Origin of the sequence: Pseudomonas sp. GM48 (assembly GCF_000282335.1) — a bacterium.
Taxonomy (GTDB): Bacteria; Pseudomonadota; Gammaproteobacteria; order Pseudomonadales; family Pseudomonadaceae; genus Aquipseudomonas.
Map to the genome: position 1 here is coordinate 44,062 of NZ_AKJM01000056.1, position 16,624 is coordinate 60,685.

Annotated in this window: 14 protein-coding genes; all 14 read left to right on the forward strand. The window is 48.7% G+C overall.

The window, feature by feature from the left end; all coding sequences use genetic code 11:
* The first annotated feature begins 5 nt into the window (after positions 1–5).
* The 14 genes from ihfB (at position 6) to PMI28_RS18225 (ending at position 16,564) form a co-directional block, all read left to right on the forward strand.
* On the forward strand, positions 6–314 hold the full coding sequence (ihfB, locus tag PMI28_RS18290) for an integration host factor subunit beta (RefSeq protein ID WP_007985393.1): 309 nt from the start codon (positions 6–8) through the stop codon (positions 312–314).
* Between the two features lie 327 nt (positions 315–641).
* A complete protein-coding gene (locus PMI28_RS18285; protein WP_007985394.1) occupies positions 642–1,676 on the forward strand; it encodes an LPS O-antigen chain length determinant protein WzzB in 1,035 nt (344 codons plus the stop codon).
* Between the two features lie 925 nt (positions 1,677–2,601).
* On the forward strand, positions 2,602–3,855 hold the full coding sequence (locus tag PMI28_RS18280) for an O-antigen translocase (protein WP_007985396.1): 1,254 nt from the start codon (positions 2,602–2,604) through the stop codon (positions 3,853–3,855).
* Positions 3,852–5,057 carry a glycosyltransferase family 4 protein gene (locus PMI28_RS18275; RefSeq protein ID WP_007985398.1) on the forward strand — a complete coding sequence of 402 codons (1,206 nt, stop codon included), beginning with the start codon at positions 3,852–3,854 and terminating at the stop codon, positions 5,055–5,057. The genes PMI28_RS18280 and PMI28_RS18275 overlap by 4 nt, the downstream gene beginning before the upstream one ends.
* A gap of 24 nt (positions 5,058–5,081) precedes the next feature.
* Positions 5,082–5,486: a hypothetical protein gene (locus PMI28_RS18270; protein WP_007985401.1), complete on the forward strand. Its 405-nt coding sequence runs from the start codon at positions 5,082–5,084 to the stop codon at positions 5,484–5,486.
* Between the two features lie 7 nt (positions 5,487–5,493).
* Positions 5,494–6,528: a polysaccharide biosynthesis protein gene (locus tag PMI28_RS18265; protein ID WP_007985403.1), complete on the forward strand. Its 1,035-nt coding sequence runs from the start codon at positions 5,494–5,496 to the stop codon at positions 6,526–6,528.
* Between the two features lie 4 nt (positions 6,529–6,532).
* Entirely contained in the window at positions 6,533–7,651 is a 1,119-nt protein-coding gene (gene wbjC, locus PMI28_RS18260; RefSeq protein WP_007985404.1) for a UDP-2-acetamido-2,6-beta-L-arabino-hexul-4-ose reductase, read from the forward strand.
* A 317-nt stretch (positions 7,652–7,968) separates the two neighbouring features.
* Positions 7,969–9,054: an EpsG family protein gene (locus PMI28_RS18255; RefSeq protein ID WP_157395759.1), complete on the forward strand. Its 1,086-nt coding sequence runs from the start codon at positions 7,969–7,971 to the stop codon at positions 9,052–9,054.
* A 312-nt stretch (positions 9,055–9,366) separates the two neighbouring features.
* Positions 9,367–10,497: a non-hydrolyzing UDP-N-acetylglucosamine 2-epimerase gene (wecB, locus tag PMI28_RS18250; protein WP_007985412.1), complete on the forward strand. Its 1,131-nt coding sequence runs from the start codon at positions 9,367–9,369 to the stop codon at positions 10,495–10,497.
* Positions 10,498–10,502: 5 nt separating this feature from the next.
* The gene (locus tag PMI28_RS18245; RefSeq protein ID WP_007985414.1) at positions 10,503–11,723 is read left to right on the forward strand and encodes a glycosyltransferase family 4 protein; all 1,221 of its coding nucleotides are present in this window, start codon (positions 10,503–10,505) and stop codon (positions 11,721–11,723) included.
* A 48-nt stretch (positions 11,724–11,771) separates the two neighbouring features.
* Complete coding sequence (locus PMI28_RS18240) at positions 11,772–12,368, forward strand: sugar transferase (protein WP_007985416.1); 597 nt, start codon at positions 11,772–11,774, stop codon at positions 12,366–12,368.
* The gene (locus tag PMI28_RS18235; RefSeq protein ID WP_007985418.1) at positions 12,365–12,991 is read left to right on the forward strand and encodes an acetyltransferase; all 627 of its coding nucleotides are present in this window, start codon (positions 12,365–12,367) and stop codon (positions 12,989–12,991) included. The genes PMI28_RS18240 and PMI28_RS18235 overlap by 4 nt, the downstream gene beginning before the upstream one ends.
* Before the next feature lie 86 nt (positions 12,992–13,077).
* The gene (locus PMI28_RS18230) at positions 13,078–14,256 is read left to right on the forward strand and encodes a DegT/DnrJ/EryC1/StrS family aminotransferase (protein WP_007985420.1); all 1,179 of its coding nucleotides are present in this window, start codon (positions 13,078–13,080) and stop codon (positions 14,254–14,256) included.
* A 310-nt stretch (positions 14,257–14,566) separates the two neighbouring features.
* Positions 14,567–16,564 carry a polysaccharide biosynthesis protein gene (locus PMI28_RS18225; protein WP_162130411.1) on the forward strand — a complete coding sequence of 666 codons (1,998 nt, stop codon included), beginning with the start codon at positions 14,567–14,569 and terminating at the stop codon, positions 16,562–16,564.
* Positions 16,565–16,624 lie beyond the last annotated feature (60 nt).

Below are 16,624 nucleotides of genomic sequence, written 5' to 3' on the forward strand. Positions count from 1 at the left end.
AAAATATGACGAAGTCGGAGTTGATCGAACGAATTGTCACCCATCAAGGGCTGCTCTCATCCAAGGATGTGGAGTTGGCCATCAAGACCATGCTTGAGCAAATGTCCCAATGTCTGGCTACCGGGGATCGTATCGAGATCCGGGGGTTTGGCAGCTTCTCTCTGCACTACCGCGCACCACGGGTCGGCCGTAACCCGAAAACCGGCCAGTCTGTCAGTCTCGACGGCAAGTTCGTTCCCCATTTCAAACCGGGTAAAGAGCTTAGGGATCGGGTGAATGAGGAAGAGGATGAGGATGATGCTGGTGAGTTTTAATGCGTTTTCCGGGGTAGGCTCTAATGAATAGTTTCAGAAAGGCTGTCCTAGGGCTGTGCTTACTAGTTCTTTTTGCTACTATTCTGGTTTTTATGCTTGAAAATCAGCAGCTTACCTCTATTTCTTTTTTGGGGATGACAACGCAGCCGCTCCCGGTTTCTGTTTTCGTAGCGATATTTTTGCTAGGTGGTATTTTGCTTGGTCCGCTTTTGGCGATGGCTTTTAAGCAAAGGCGAAGCCGTACCTGATTGAGCTGAAGATTTGCTGAGCTGAGTGATCAATCTGTAGTGGAAATTAAGAATTTTGAATAGTAAAGAATCCAATGACATGGGCGAGATTGATATCTCCGATATTTTTCGCGTGCTATGGAAAAAAAAATGGACGATTTTCGCTACTACAAGCGTAGTAACCTTGATTGCAGTAGCCTACGTTTTTTTGGCTCGCCCAGTTTATGAGGCAAGTGCAATTACTATGCCTCCTACTTACAAAGATATTGCGAATCTAAATTACGGCCGAGGCAGCGAAACAGAGCTGGTTCCTATTACCGTTAAAGATGTTTACTCGATTTTTTTGCAGAGTTTGAGAGGCGAGACTCTCCGTCAAACATTCATTGCTGAAGTAATGGCACCCGGATCAAGTAAAGACGAGGGCGAGGCTCGCAGTAATCTTCTGTATTCCGAGCTTTCCAAGCTCTTGGTTGTGTCTCAGACAAGAAAAGATCTTCCTGATGAGTATGTGGTTACTATTCAAAGCAGTAACCCCGACCAAGCTGCGCAATGGGCGCAAGAATATATTCATCGAGCAGGTAAGTTGGCGGAGCAGGAAATAATAAAAAACGTTTTATATGAGGCGGATGTCAAAGTTCGCAGTCTTGATCGACAGATTGCCGATTTGCGTGAAAATGCTCAAAAAGTCCGAGAGGATACCATCACAAAACTGCGTGAAGCTCTTCGGGTTGCGAGCGCCATTGGATTGGAGAAGCCTCCTATTATTACTGGCAATCCCGCGGTTCAAATCGCTGGCAGCGTCGATGGGCAGCTCATTTACATGCGTGGCACTAAAGCGCTGGAAGCGGAAATTGAAAACCTGGAGGCGCGAGGTGAGAATGACCCTTTCATTGGGCGTCTGCGGGATCTTGAGTCAAAGCGGGCGTTTTACAAGTCCATTTCTTCAAATCTTCAGGATGTTGTCGCCTATCGCATGGATGGAGATGCTAAGCCACCGCTCAACCCTATAAAGCCTAAAAAATCTTTAATAATTATGCTCAGTTTTCTCTTTGGCGTGTTGTTGGGGGTGGGCTTTGTCTTGGTGCTCTATTTCCTTTCTTCGAATTCATCCAAGAGGTCTGTTTTTTCTCAGTAAAGATGTGGTAATCCTTGTCATATCAATGACTGGCGGATTGATCAATTTTTCGCACGTATCATGATGCGGTTGCTTATCAATGGGGGGGGGGCACTCGAAGTGATTAGGGTAATGCATACTCTTCAGTTTTTTGTTGATATCCTGCACTTTTGACTCTTTTTCTGCCCCTCCCCCCCATTCGTAACATCTATCAAGCTATTTAGTTGAAGAAGTTGCTGGCTATTTGTCGGCATTCTGAAGATTCGGCCTTGATTTTTCATTCTGGGGACTCCCATTTAAACCTGCAGCTTTGCCATGTGCCCGTTCGTCTGGTGATCAGAGTCTATGCTTTTTGCTCGGTTTTGCGTTGCTTGAGCGTACCACCGATAAATTCCGACGGATTTTGCTCGAAAGGAGTGAATTTGTGCTTGATGGTCAGATTGTCGAATTGTGTGGCAGCGATGCTACGTGTGCACAGGTATAATCAATTTTTTGTAGCAGTACGGACACAGTCCGATGGGGGTTTTGAATGGCCTGGTCGGCGGGTTTCGGTATTGCTTTCGAGCCCGATTACTGAGAGTTATTTGCCATTTCAAGGCGTAGGCCCGGTTTGTATCGGCAGCGTGCCTTGAGCAAGGCGTTCTGGCTGATGAGTGAGGGTTGACTCTGGAGCGGTAAGTGTGTTGAATTTTCGGGTTTTTCTCAGTCGTACGTTGTTGTGTGGCCAGCATTTCTCATCTGGTAGCATGTAAAGGTGTGTTTGATGGTGGTACTGATGGTTGCTTGGATAAAGGAATTCAGGGGGCGTACCTTTTGTTGCTCCATTCGTATTGGCACGTGTGCTTAGGTGATGGATTACCCAGCAGTGGATGCCACTGCTTGGGTGTAGCTTTCTTGGCGTGATTCCAGGCTGCAAGAAAAAGGGCACTGCGATGAGGTTTGAAGTTTGGCAAGGTTGAAAGCTGGTATCCATTTCGCCTCCTCAATACTAGTGAAGGCCGTAGCAGGACTCATAGTAATAAAACTACTGGCTTGGAAGTTGGGGCCGGATGGTTTTGGATTGCTTGGTCAGCTCATGACGCTGGTTGCTATTACGGGCATGTTTGCTGGCGGTGGAATAACCAATGGTTTGATCAAGGTCCTGGCGGAATCACCTGTTGCATCGAAGGAAGGGAAGGCCTGGTTTGCTACGGCATTTACACTAACGACCGTAATCTCTGCAATTGTTGCACTGTTTTTGATGCTTTTCTCCAGCGCACTTTCAAGTCGTTTGATGCAGGGAGGGTTTACCGCTCTTTTCGTAGGCCTTGGGTTGGTACAAGCGATTGTGGGTTACGCAAGCTTGGTTCAGGCAGAGGCAAGCAGTCGTGGTGAGAGCGTTTTCTATGCGAAGGTCAATATATTAGGAACCGTACTTGGTACGCTTGTGTTGGCCCTCGCAGTCAACTCGTTTGGTTTTGACGGTGCTGCGTACTCGGTAATGCTAATGCCGGCATTAACCGCAATTGTCACATTGTTGTTTATGGCTTCAGGCCGGAGAGAGCTATTCCATTTTTCTAGATTCCTGGTCGATAGGGTTAGAATGCGTCACCTGTTGTCTTTTTCAGTTTTGGCTTTGGTAGGTTCTACATCCGTTCCAGTTGCGCAAATTTTGATGCGTGATGGTATGGCGCAGAAGTTTGGCTGGGAGCAGGTGGGGTTGTGGCAGGGTGTGATTAAGCTGTCTGATGTCTATATGCAGTTCGTTGGTGTTGTTTTGATGAACTATGTGTTGCCTCGGTATGCATCAGCAGCAAATCTTAACTTGGTTATTAAAGAGTTTAAAATCAGTCTATTGTGGTTGTTGTCAGCTCTCATGTTAGGTTTTATCGCTCTTTATAGTCTGAAAAATATTGTTGTTAGGTTGGTTTTTTCAAACGAATTTCTTCCGATGACTGACTATTTTTTACCTCAAATGGTTGGAGATGTTTTTCGAACGATCGCGTCTGCAATATCTTTGATATTCATGGCTAGAGGTGCTGTGCGAGTGTCGATAATATTCGAATTTGCACAAGGTATATTTATTTTTAGCGTGTTTCTCATGCTGCTGAGTACTTTTGGGTCTATGGCTCCAGTGTATGCACACGTGATTACTTACGGGTTGCTTTCCATATTCATGGCCGTAGGGCTGGGATTTTGGTTTAAGAGAGGGAAATCATGAAGATTCTTATGATGTGTACCAAGTTTTCATTGTCTGAAAATGATCCTTGGCTTACAAATGAATTGGCCGATTCTTTCCAGGAGTTGGGGCATGAGGTGACCGTGCTATGTCTCGACTGGTCGGCAAAACCCGGCAGCACCCGTTCGAATCTAAAGCTGGGAAACGGGGTCGAAGTGATTTCGATCCCTCCGGTGTTGGTGAGTTCCCCATTTGGGTTCGTTACTCGTATCCTGAAGTGGAGCCTCTCGTCATTTTCTGCATATTCGATTTCGCGAAAGCTGGTCAAACAACGCAAATTTGATGCGCTGATTGGGTTTTCACCTGCCATTACCATGGCTTTGCCAATTATGTTGTTGGCCCGAAACAAAAAGCTTACGTCGCTATTGATTCAGTGGGATTTTTTTCCGCATCATCATCGACAAATCGGTTTATTTTCGTCTGGTGTTTCTTTCTTTGTAGCAAGAAAGGTTGAAGAGACGCTGATACGCAAATTCGATGTGATTGCGTGTATGTCGCCCGCGAACGAAACTTATCTTCGTACTCATTACCCTATTCGCGATGAGCAAAAAATTTGCATCACCCCGGTGTGGGGGAAAGAAACTACATTGCCAGGGGTGGATCGTACCGATATTCGCCAAAAGTATTCTTTGCCGCAGGATAGGCCGCTTGTTGTTTTTGGTGGTCAACTCGTTCACGGTCGAGGTCTTGAAGACCTGATAGGGGCCGCTAAGCTTTCGCAGCAGCGTGGCTCTCCCGTAACGTTTCTCGTGATCGGGAGTGGTTCCCTTGAGTCGCTTGTGGAGGCAAGTATCGAGCAATGCTGTGGAAATCTTATCTGGATTCCACGTATACCTCGAGATGAGTATGTGGGGTTGATAAAATCCTGTGATCTCGCTCTTGTATGTACGGTCAGGGATGTTGATGTCCCAAGCTTTCCATCTAAAACGATAGATTATTTGAGAGTGGGTTTGCCTATTATCGCGTCGGTAGAGTCCTCTACGGATTATGGGGACTATATAACCTCATTAGGCGTAGGCATCAGTGTTGACGCTGGAGAACCTGATATGTTGCTCGAGTCTATCGAGGTGTTGCTACACGATACTGATAAAATGAGGGTGATGAGTGAGTTGGGGCCGGTGCGTTTTAAAGAGGTGTTTGAAGTGAAGCACATTACGTCCCAACTTCTTGATTTGGTCGTATAGCTCTGTGCTTATGGAGTGTGATTTATGTCCAATGAATTAGGTAAGGTTCTTCTGCCTCCTCTTATGTTGGGCATGGCCTGTGCTTTGCTGGTGACTGTAGAAAGTGACGATGGCTCGCAGTGGGTGACTATCTTTCCGCGGCTAACTAGCGATCTAGGTTTTCCGGGAGTTACTCTGCCAATAGTCGTGATGGGGCTTTTCTGGTGCGACGCCTGGAAAAATGCAGTACTGTGGAAAATGAGTGCTAAAGCCTTGGTGCTCTTGTGCCTGTTTGTGTATTTGTCGGTGTTAAATACACTAGCTAACAATCAATCGGCACACGTGTCAGATTTGTTTTTTTGCATTGTATTCCTGATGTTTGTTGTCATCAGTTTTAAAGGCAGAAAATATGAGTCTTCTTGTGGCTGTTTGAAACAAATAATGTTGTGAGGGTATTATGTTTCAGAATAAGACGCTTTTGATCACCGGTGGTACCGGGTCCTTTGGTAATGCTGTCTTGAAGCGCTTTCTTGATACCGATATTGCCGAGATTCGCATATTTAGTCGGGATGAAAAAAAGCAGGATGACATGCGTAAGCATTACGCGAGCTCCAAGCTGAAGTTCTATATTGGTGATGTTCGTGATTACCAGAGCGTCCTGAATGCCACTCGTGGCGTCGATTACATTTTCCACGCGGCGGCGCTCAAGCAGGTTCCATCCTGCGAGTTCCACCCTATGGAGGCTGTGAAGACCAATGTCCTGGGTACGGAGAACGTACTTGAGGCGGCTATTCAGAATGGTGTCAAGCGGGTTGTTTGCTTGAGCACTGACAAGGCCGTTTATCCCATCAATGCAATGGGAATCTCCAAGGCGATGATGGAGAAGGTGATGGTGGCCAAGTCGCGTAGTGCTGATGATGAGAAGACTGTCATTTGCGGAACGCGCTACGGCAACGTCATGGCTTCGCGAGGTTCGGTTATTCCGCTGTTCATTCAGCAGATTCGCGACGGCAAGCCTTTGACCCTGACCGACCCTAGCATGACTCGCTTTATGATGACTCTGGCGGATGCGGTGGATTTGGTATTGTACGCTTTTGAGCACGGCAACAATGGCGACCTGTTTGTGCAGAAAGCGCCAGCAGCTACAGTAGAAATTCTTGCCAATGCGCTGACTCAAATGCTCAATCTGCCGGAGCACCCGATTCAAGTGATCGGTACTCGCCATGGTGAAAAGCTGTATGAAGCGCTGTTGAGTCGTGAAGAAATGGCCTGCGCGGAAGATCGTGGTGATTACTTCCGAGTGCCGCCTGATCTACGCGATTTGAACTACGCAAAATTTGTGGAGCAAGGGGAGGAAAAGATTTCTCGCACTGAAGATTATAACTCCCATAATACCGAGAGACTGGATATCGAAGGTATGAAGAACCTGCTGTTGAAGCTGGGCTTTATGCGCGCTATTCAGCGTGGTGAATACGCGACGCCGGAGGAGTGAAACCATGAAAGTGCTGGTCACCGGTTCCAATGGTTTTATGGGCAAGAACTTGATAGCGCATCTGAACGAGCGTGCTGATATTGAAGTCGTCCGGTTCACTCGGGACGATAGTATCAATCAGTTATTGACACTAATAAGTAGTGTGGATTTTGTATTTCACTTGGCAGGAGTGAATCGACCACAAGATCCGGAAGAATTCAAGGCTGGTAATACGGACTTGACGCAAGCTCTTTGTGAAGCGGTATCAGCATGCGGTAAACCGGTGCCAGTACTTTATACTTCGTCCATTCAGGCTGAGCAGGATAATCCGTACGGCCATAGCAAGCTTGGTGCTGAAGAGGCGCTGACAGCGCTCGCGGAAAAGTCTGGTTCACCCGTTTACTTGTTCAGGCTTCCAAATGTCTTTGGCAAGTGGGCTCGGCCGAATTATAACTCGGCAGTTGCAACGTTTTGCCATAATATTGCGCGTGGACTGCCGGTTACTATCAATGACCCACACGCAAATATTAATCTTGTCTATATCGATGATGTTATCAAGTACTTCATTTCAGCGATGGATGGAAAGTTGTCAGATGATGGATTCGTAGACGTCCAGCCTCAATACTGTATCAGTGTTGGAGCTCTGGCAAAGCAGTTGGAGGCGTTTCGCGAAAGTCGTGACACCTTGATCACTGAGCCGGTAGGTACTGGCTTGGTACGTGCGCTTTACTCCACCTATGTCAGCTATTTACCTCCCGAGAGTTTCACCTACCAGGTTCCAAAGTACGGTGATCCTAGAGGGGTATTTGTCGAGATGCTGAAAACCGGAGACAGTGGTCAATTTTCATACTTCACCGCTCATCCGGGTGTTACACGTGGTGGTCACTACCATCATTCGAAAACTGAAAAGTTTTTGGTAATAAAAGGCAGGGCTTGCTTTCGCTTTAGGCATATCGTATCTGACGAGTTTTATGAGTTGTTCACCAGCGGTGATCAACCGGAAATCGTTGAGACGGTTCCGGGTTGGACTCATGACATCACCAATGCCGGGGATGAGGAGATGATTGTGATGCTTTGGGCGAACGAAATTTTTGATCGCGAGCTACCGGACACGTACGCACGTCCGGTCGGCAGCGAGGCCTAGGTTGGAAATGCTCTCTGCTTTGATCGCCTGAGCGAGCAGGGCGGGGAGTAATTTTTCGCGTGACCCTGCAGTGTTAATTTGATGATACATGCTGGCGTATGTTCGTTCAGGCGATGCGGGCTATTAAGATGACAGGTCTAATTAGATCACGGTAAGATGGACGTAACGGTTAATAAATTTTAAATGTTCGGATCGTTAGTCGCCGTCTTTGGTCAGCAGGTGTTAAGGAAAGGATTGTCATGTTTTTTTATCTTGGTATTGGTGTCTTGCTTTGGGTCATAACAATTCCAGGACTGTTCATTAACACGAAGACTGGCATGAGCTTTTTCGTAGCATTACTCGCCTTTTGGTTAATTTGCGCGTTTAGGTTCGAAACAGGCTTCGATTGGTTGGTTTATGAGCAATATTATAATGCCGTAGAAAATTCCGTGTTTATGGACTTTCCGCGAGATGTAGTCTCAATGGAACCACTTTTCTATTTGTTGAATTACCTTGTTTCTCGGGTTGGTGACTTTCAGTTTTTTCTGTTTTTAGTTGGTACTTTCAATACATATTGTGCGTGCAGGTTTTTTTATCGGTTTGATTCGCGTGTTTCACTTGGTTTGGCTTTTGTTTTTTGTTGGGTGTATATTCCATTGGAGATGGGGACGATACGTCAGTCTATTGCTGTTTCCATTATGCTTTTGTCAATGGAAAGCTTTATTTTCGGACGGTCGAAGAAAGCCTTTTTTGGTTTTTTCATTGCTATGGGTTTTCAGTACTCGGCGCTAATGTATGCGCCCATATTCTTTCTTCGCGGAATTCGTTACCTGATCACGCATGTATGGATCTATATCGCAGTCTGTTTGCTTTTTTATAGTGTTGGTATCGGTTCAGGCCAAGTTGCTCTCAGCTTGGGGGCCGTCGCAAATATTCCGTTCGTTTCCGAGAAACTCAGTGTCTATACTGGTTTTGGTTTTTCCCAGCGCTCAATAGCGGGGGCCGGTTACTTGGTTTTGAATTGTATGTTGCTTGGGTTGGCCAAGCTGTATCTGAAAGAGATAACGCGTCGAGAGTTAGTGTTAATTGGTGCGCTTATATGTTTGATCGGTGCGCAATCATTTTTGTTTGATTTTGCTCTAATATGGAACCGCATTCAATATCTGGCTTGTTTTGCTCAGGCGGTAATCATATACGACATTCTCAGGCAGTTGCGGGAGCCTGGTCGCGCAATTGTAGCTGCAAGTGTCGCGGTTGTTAGTCTCGCTTCACTGTTGTTTTTTGTTTCTGCCGGTTCTGCGATGCCATTTACTCCCTATCAGTCATATATAAAATATGTGCTGACCAATGAAGAGGGTGATGGTCGACTGCGAACGCAACAGTATTACGAAGACTTCAACGCTGCGAATAAGGTAAGCGAGTGATGGTGCCAGGGGCGCTGTCTACTGACGACGTGCTGGTGTCGGGGTCGGGGCGCGATGCTAAAATGATCACCTTTGGGTGGTGCGCCGACGATACTCAAAGAATTGGACTCAAATGTGTCATTATGCCAGCCCAGTGAGAGCGCAGTCCTCAGTCAGGCTTGGTCAGCAGCTGTGACAAAAGCAAAGGTTACGCAGTGATGTGTGACGGGGTTGCCAACGAGTTAAACGCTTTTATCGTGCTGGCTGATGATGAAAGCGCTGGCTAGTGTTAATTACTTATCTATCAATTTTTGAAATGTGACGTTTAAAATCATGAAAAAATTAAAAGTCGTAACCGTAGTGGGAACCCGTCCGGAAATCATTCGTCTGTCGCGCGTAATGGCTGCTCTGGATCAGTATTGTGATCACGTACTTGTCCATACCGGGCAGAATTACGATTACGAACTGAATGAAATTTTCTTTCAGGACTTAGGGATCCGCAAGCCTGATCATTTTCTGAACGCTGCGGGTGCCACTGGCGCCGAAACTATCGGTAACGTGATTATTAGTGTGGACCGCGTCCTGGCCGAGATTGAGCCAGAGGCTCTGTTGGTCTTGGGAGACACAAATAGCTGTATGGCAGTCATTCCTGCCAAGCGCCGCAAGATCCCGACCTTCCATATGGAAGCTGGTAATCGCTGTTTCGACATGCGTGTGCCCGAAGAAATCAATCGTCGTATTGTCGATCATACTGCGGATATCAATCTGACTTACAGTACGATCGCTCGTGATTACTTGCTGCGTGAAGGTCTTTCGCCTGACATGGTAATCAAGACCGGTAGCCCGATGTTTGAAGTGCTCAATTATTATCGTGAAGGCATTGAAGCGTCGGATGTCCTTGCTCGTCTCGGTCTGGAGAAGGGTAAGTTTTTCGTCGTTAGCGCACACCGCGAAGAGAATATCGATTCCGATAAAAACTTCGGCAAGCTAGTCGAGGTTCTGAATACGGTCGCCGAGCATTATGGCTATCCCGTTATTGTTTCAACCCATCCACGTACCCAGAAGCGGGTTGACGCAATGGGTGTCAAGTTCCATGAAAGTGTTCGCTTGCTCAAGCCATTGGGGTTCAAGGACTACAACAAGTTGCAGCTTGATTCCAAGGCAGTCCTTTCTGACAGCGGTACGATCAACGAAGAATCTTCCATTCTTAACTTCCCTGCGTTGAATATTCGGGAAGCTCATGAGCGTCCAGAGGGTATGGAAGAGGCCGCGGTAATGATGGTTGGTCTCGAGGTCGAACGGGTGATGCAGGGCTTGCAAGTGCTGGAAGGTCAGGATCGTGACGAAGAGCGTACGCTGCGACTTGTAGCGGACTACAGCATGCCTAACGTGGCTGAGAAAGTGGTTCGAATCATTCACAGCTATCGTGATTATGTCATGCGGACCGTTTGGAGAAGGTACTAATACGAATGACCATTCGTGTTTTACTGTTCACTCAGTGGTTTGATCCTGAGCCAACGTTCAAAGGGCTTGTTTTTGCTCGTGAGTTAGTTGCGCAGGGTTTTGAAGTCGAGGTTGTCACCGGGTTTCCAAACTATCCCGGTGGTAAATTGTATCCTGGCTATAGGATCAAACCCTTGCAGCGTGAAGTCATCGATGGTGTCCATGTGACGCGTGTACCACTCTACCCAAGTCACGGGCAGAGTGGTGTCGGCCGACTTTTTAACTACATAAGCTTTGCAGCCAGTATTTTGCTGTATGGCCTTTTTCGAGCGAAAAAACCGGATGTCATTTATGCCTACCATCCTCCATTGACGGTAGGTATTGCTGCTGCGCTGGTTCGTTTTTTTCGGCGTGTGCCCGTGGTATACGATATTCAGGATATGTGGCCTGACACGCTCAAGGCCACAGGGATGTTTTCCAACGAAAAGCTCCTGAAAATTGTCTCTCGCGTCTGCGATTGGGTATACGCTCACGTAGACCAGATTGTCGTATTGTCTCCTGGTTTCAAACATCTATTGATCGAGCGGGGAGTGCCTTCGAAAAAAATCGATGTCATCTACAACTGGTGTGCCGAAGATATGGTTCGTTCCACTTCGAGTAATCCACCGGCCAATTTTCCAGTGACTTCGAAGTTTCGAATTCTGTTTGCTGGAAATATGGGCAAGGCGCAGTCGCTTGATACAGTCATTGCAGCTGCGCAGTTGTTGCAGGAAAAGGCCAGTCAAGTAGCGTTTATCTTCCTGGGCGGGGGAGTTGAGGCCTCCAGGCTGGAAGCACTTGCTAAAAGCAGGCAGCTCGACAATGTATTCTTCCTACCTGCTGTTCCGATGACTGAAGTGGGAACCTATCTTTCCAGCGCTGATGCCTTGCTTGTACATTTGAAGAAGGATCCGTTGTTCACCATCACTATTCCTTCTAAAACTCAGGCGTATATGGCGGCCGGTAAGCCGATCTTGATGGCGGTAGACGGTGATGCTGCCGATCTTGTGCGCGACGCCGGTTGTGGAGTTGTCAGCGAGTCAGACAATCCGCAGGCACTTGCGGACGCGGTCCTGGCCTTGATAGATGTCTCGGAACAAGGGCATAAGGACATGTCTGAAAACGGATTGGCGTTCTATCACAGAGAGCTGTCCTTGCATGTCGGTGTCAAGCGTTTTGGTGAGCACTTCAAGCGTTTGTCGAAATGAACTCCAACGCTTTTTCCACAACAATAATTTGTCTTTCAAGGACTTCCGATGTCAAAACGCTTCTTCGATATTGTGGCTTCCGTAGCCGGGTTGATTATCTTGTCTCCCGTGATCGCGGTTGTCGCATACCTGATTCGCAAGCGATTGGGATCTCCGATTTTGTTTCGACAAGTCAGACCGGGTCTTGGTGGTAAACCCTTTGAGATGGTTAAGTTTCGCACTATGCGGGATGCGTTGGACGCCAATGGTAATCCGTTACCTGATTCTGAGCGAATGACAGATTTTGGAAGATTTCTTCGATCCAGCAGTTTGGATGAGTTACCGGAGTTGTGGAACGTCATCAAGGGGGATATGAGTTTGGTAGGGCCTCGCCCGCTATTGATGGAATATCTGCCTCTGTACGATGAAGTGCAGGTTCGCAGGCATGATGCGCGACCCGGGGTTACCGGGTGGGCACAGATAAATGGTCGCAATGCGTTGTCTTGGGAAGAAAAATTCAAACTTGATGTTTGGTATGTAGACAATCAGTCGCTGTGGCTCGACCTGAAAATTATTTTTCTCACCATAAAAAAAGTTTTGATCAGGGATGGGATCAGTGCTGAGGGTGAAGTAACAATGACCAAGTTCACCGGGTCAAAAAAATGAAGAGGCTGGCAATTCTTGGTGCGAGTGGACATGGAAAAGTTGTCGCTGACACGGCGGAGAGTTGTGGATGGCAAGTCATAGAGTTCTTTGACGACGCATGGCCACAAGTGCCTTCCATCGGGGTTTGGCCGGTCGTTGGAAACACCAGAGACTTGCTCGGCCGTGTAGAGGAGTTTGATGGAGTTCTGGTTGCTATTGGCAACAATAGTGTCCGTCGACGTAAAATGGACGAACTGAAAGCTTCAGGCGCACAATTTCCTGTTTTGATGCACCCTTCTTCGATCATAAGCCGATACGCTAAGATCGGCTCCGGAACCGTGGTGTTTGCATCTGCAGTAGTCAATGCCTATGCGATCGTTGGTGAAGGGGCAATTCTGAACACCGGCTGCAGCATTGATCACGACTGTGTTCTTGGGGCGTGCGTGCATGTCAGTCCAGGTGCGCGGCTGGCTGGTTCAGTAACCGTCGGCGACGGAAGCTGGATTGGTATCGGTGCCTGTGTCAGACAGGTGCTCAGCATAGGTTCTAACGTGATGGTGGGGGCCGGAGCCGCGGTAATCTGCGATATCTCTGATAACATGACGGTCGCAGGAGTGCCCGCTCGAGCGATTGCAAGATCCTGAGTGTTTAACCATCGGATACACGTGACTGATTGGCCGTCCTGGATTGTCGATGGTTCTTTATAAATTATGTGTGGCAGGTAAAAACCGTGTTGAATACTCCATTTTCTCCTTGGCCTTCGTTCACTGAGGAAGAGGCCGATGCCGTTCGCGACGTAGTGCTTTCCAATAAGGTCAACTACTGGACCGGGCAGGAATGCCGCGAGTTCGAGAAAGAGTTCGCCGCATGGGCAGGCACTGAATATGCCGTCGCCCTGGCGAACGGCACTGTAGCACTTGACCTTGCGCTGGTTGCGCTGGGTATTGGGCGTGGAGACGAAGTCATCGTCACGCCTCGCACCTTCCTCGCCTCAGTTTCCAGCATTGTCAATGCCGGTGCGATTCCGGTCTTCGCTGAGGTCGACCGCGATACCCAGAACATTACCGCACAGACGATCCAGGCCGTCTTGACCCCTCGTACCCGGGGTATTATTTGTGTGCATTTGGCCGGCTGGCCGTGTGATATGGATCCGATCATGGAGTTGGCAGCACTTCATGATATCAAGGTAATCGAAGATTGCGCCCAGGCACACGGTGCGAAGTATAAGGGACGCCCTGTAGGTTCCATTGGTCATATAGGCGCCTGGTCGTTTTGCCAGGACAAAATCATGACCACTGGGGGGGAGGGGGGGATGGTCACGACGAATGACCGCACCCTCTGGTTGAAAATGTGGGCATTCAAGGATCATGGCAAGAGCTGGGAAGCCATTTACGAAGGAGACCATCAACCAGGCTTCCGGTGGTTGCATGAGAGCTTTGGTACGAACTGGCGGATGCTGGAAGTGCAAGCGGTCATAGGCCGGATTCAGCTTCGTCGCATGGCGCAGTGGCGTGCTAGCCGAATCAATTATGCAGAACGTATTTGGTCGCAGGCTCGAGAGCTTAAAGGTTTGCGTGCTCCAGCGGTTTCCGAAAGCTATGCTCACGCTGCCTATAAATGTTATGTGTTCGTTGAGCCGCAGCAGTTGAAGGCTGACTGGAACCGAGACCGTATTCTGTCCGAGATTTCTGCTCTTGGCGTTCCATGTTTTTCGGGTTCTTGCTCTGAGGTATACCTCGAGAAAGCGTTCGACGATACGGGCTGGCGTCCAGAAGTACGACTAGCTATTGCGAAAGAGCTGGGTGAGACAAGCTTGATGTTCTTGGTACACCCGACGTTGACTGAAGTTGAAATCGAAAAGACCTGCGAGGTGATTCGCAGTGTTATGCAGCAAGCCGTGAAGCCTTAGACCTGTTTTGGGACTCACAATCTCCTTTTGGTGCGAGTCGGTTCTTGCTGGTGGGGAAAAGGGGATGGCGAAAAGCCGCCTGATATTCGCAATATCTGATCCCCTTTTCCTCACAGTTTTCAGTTCTTGCCGGTAGTATCGTTCGAGGCCTCATTCCTTGCACACGCCCCGTGATGGTGATTTAGCTCCCTTATGGCGCTACCGGTTTCAATGTTTTGAACCAGATAGGTTATTTCAAGGTTACGAGAGCGTCGGAGACGTACACTCGTCAGCATGATCAATAGGTGAGTGGTTCGAGGTGTACGACGGGATTATGGATAAATTGCGCAAACTGTTGCTTGAGCTGCCACGCCGTCAAAAACGGCTCATTCAGGTTGTGGCCGACGTCGTTCTTGTGTGGTTAGCCTTATGGATGGCGTTTATTGTGCGTCTGGGACCAGACGAGATGATCAACCCGTTTATTCAGCACGTCTGGCTATTTGTTAGCGCTGCTGTGATTGCTATTCCTCTTTTCATTCGCTTTGGCATGTACCGTGCTGTCATGCGCTACTTCGGCAACGATGCGCTGATTGCGATCATCAAGGCGGTCAGCTTGTCGGCGCTGATTCTTGGCGTAGTTGTTTATTGGTATAGCAATCACCAAAACATCATCCCACGCTCAATCATTTTCAACTACTGGTGGTTGAGTCTGATCATGATCGGCGGGCTTCGCCTGGCCATGCGCCAGTACTTCTTGGGCGACTGGTTCAGTGCGGCTCAGCATGTCCCGTTTACCAATCGGGACGATGGCTTGCCGAAGGTTGCCATTTACGGTGCGGGCTCAGCCGGTAATCAGCTGGTCGTTGCCTTGCGGATGGGGCGCGTCATGCGCCCGGTGGCGTTTATCGATGACGATAGCGGGATTGCCGATAGGGTTATTTCTGGTTTGCAGGTCTATAAACCCAAGCATATCCAGCAGATGATCGATAACACCGGGGCCCAGGAAATCCTGCTGGCCATCCCTTCGTCAAACCGTGGGCGGCGGCGTGAAATTCTTGGTTATCTCGAAGGTTTCCCGCTTCACGTTCGAAGCGTTCCCGGTTTCATGGACCTGGCCAGCGGACGGGTAAAGGTCGACGACATCCAGGAAGTGGACATCGCTGACCTCTTGGGTCGGGATACGGTTCCGGCCCAGGGTGACTTGCTTGAACATTGCATCAAGGGACAGTCTGTTCTTGTCACCGGGGCCGGTGGCTCCATTGGTTCAGAGTTATGCCGACAGATTCTTGCCCTGCATCCAACTACGCTGCTGTTGTTCGAGCACAGTGAATTCAATCTCTACAGCATCTTGTCCGAACTTGAACAGCGGATTGCTCGTGAGTCTTTGTCCGTCCGTCTATTGCCTATTCTCGGTTCCGTGCGCAATCCGGAGAAGTTGCTCGACGTGATGAAAACGTGGCGTGTAGACACTGTCTACCATGCCGCCGCGTATAAACACGTGCCGATGGTTGAACACAATATTGCCGAGGGTGTGCTAAATAATGTAATCGGCACACTCAATACCGCTCAAGCGGCGTTAATGGCGGGTGTCGCCAACTTTGTTTTGATATCGACAGATAAAGCGGTGCGCCCGACAAACGTAATGGGCAGTACCAAGCGCCTTGCCGAATTGACGTTGCAAGCATTGAGTCGTGAGTTGGCTCCGGTGCTGTTCGGAGATACGAGCAACGTTTCGCGTGTGAACAAGACACGCTTCACGATGGTGCGGTTTGGTAACGTCCTCGGATCGTCGGGTTCGGTCATTCCGTTGTTTCATAAACAGATCAAGTCGGGCGGTCCGCTGACTGTTACGCATCCGAAGATCACTCGTTATTTCATGACCATCCCTGAAGCGGCGCAGCTGGTGATTCAGGCGGGCTCCATGGGGCAGGGCGGTGATGTTTTTGTCCTGGACATGGGCGAGCCCGTGAGGATCGTCGAGCTGGCCGAAAAGATGATCCATTTGTCCGGCCTGAGCGTCCGCTCGGAAAAAAACCTGCATGGCGACATCGCTATCGAGTTCACCGGGCTGCGTCCGGGCGAGAAGCTTTACGAAGAGCTGCTGATCGGTGACAACGTGGCGGCCACTCAGCACCCGATGATCATGACTGCCAACGAGGATCACCTGTCTTGGGATTTGCTGAAGGTCAGGTTGACCGAGTTGCTCGCTGCGGTGGATCAGGACGATTATGCGCGCGTCCGCCAGCTGTTGCGCGACACGGTCAGCGGCTATGCCCCAGACGGAGAGATTGTCGACTGGATCTACCAGCAGCGTCGCCTCGAACCCTGATTGTTTCATATCCTGTAACGTACACATTTTTGACAGGCCCATGACATAGCCTAAGTTTAG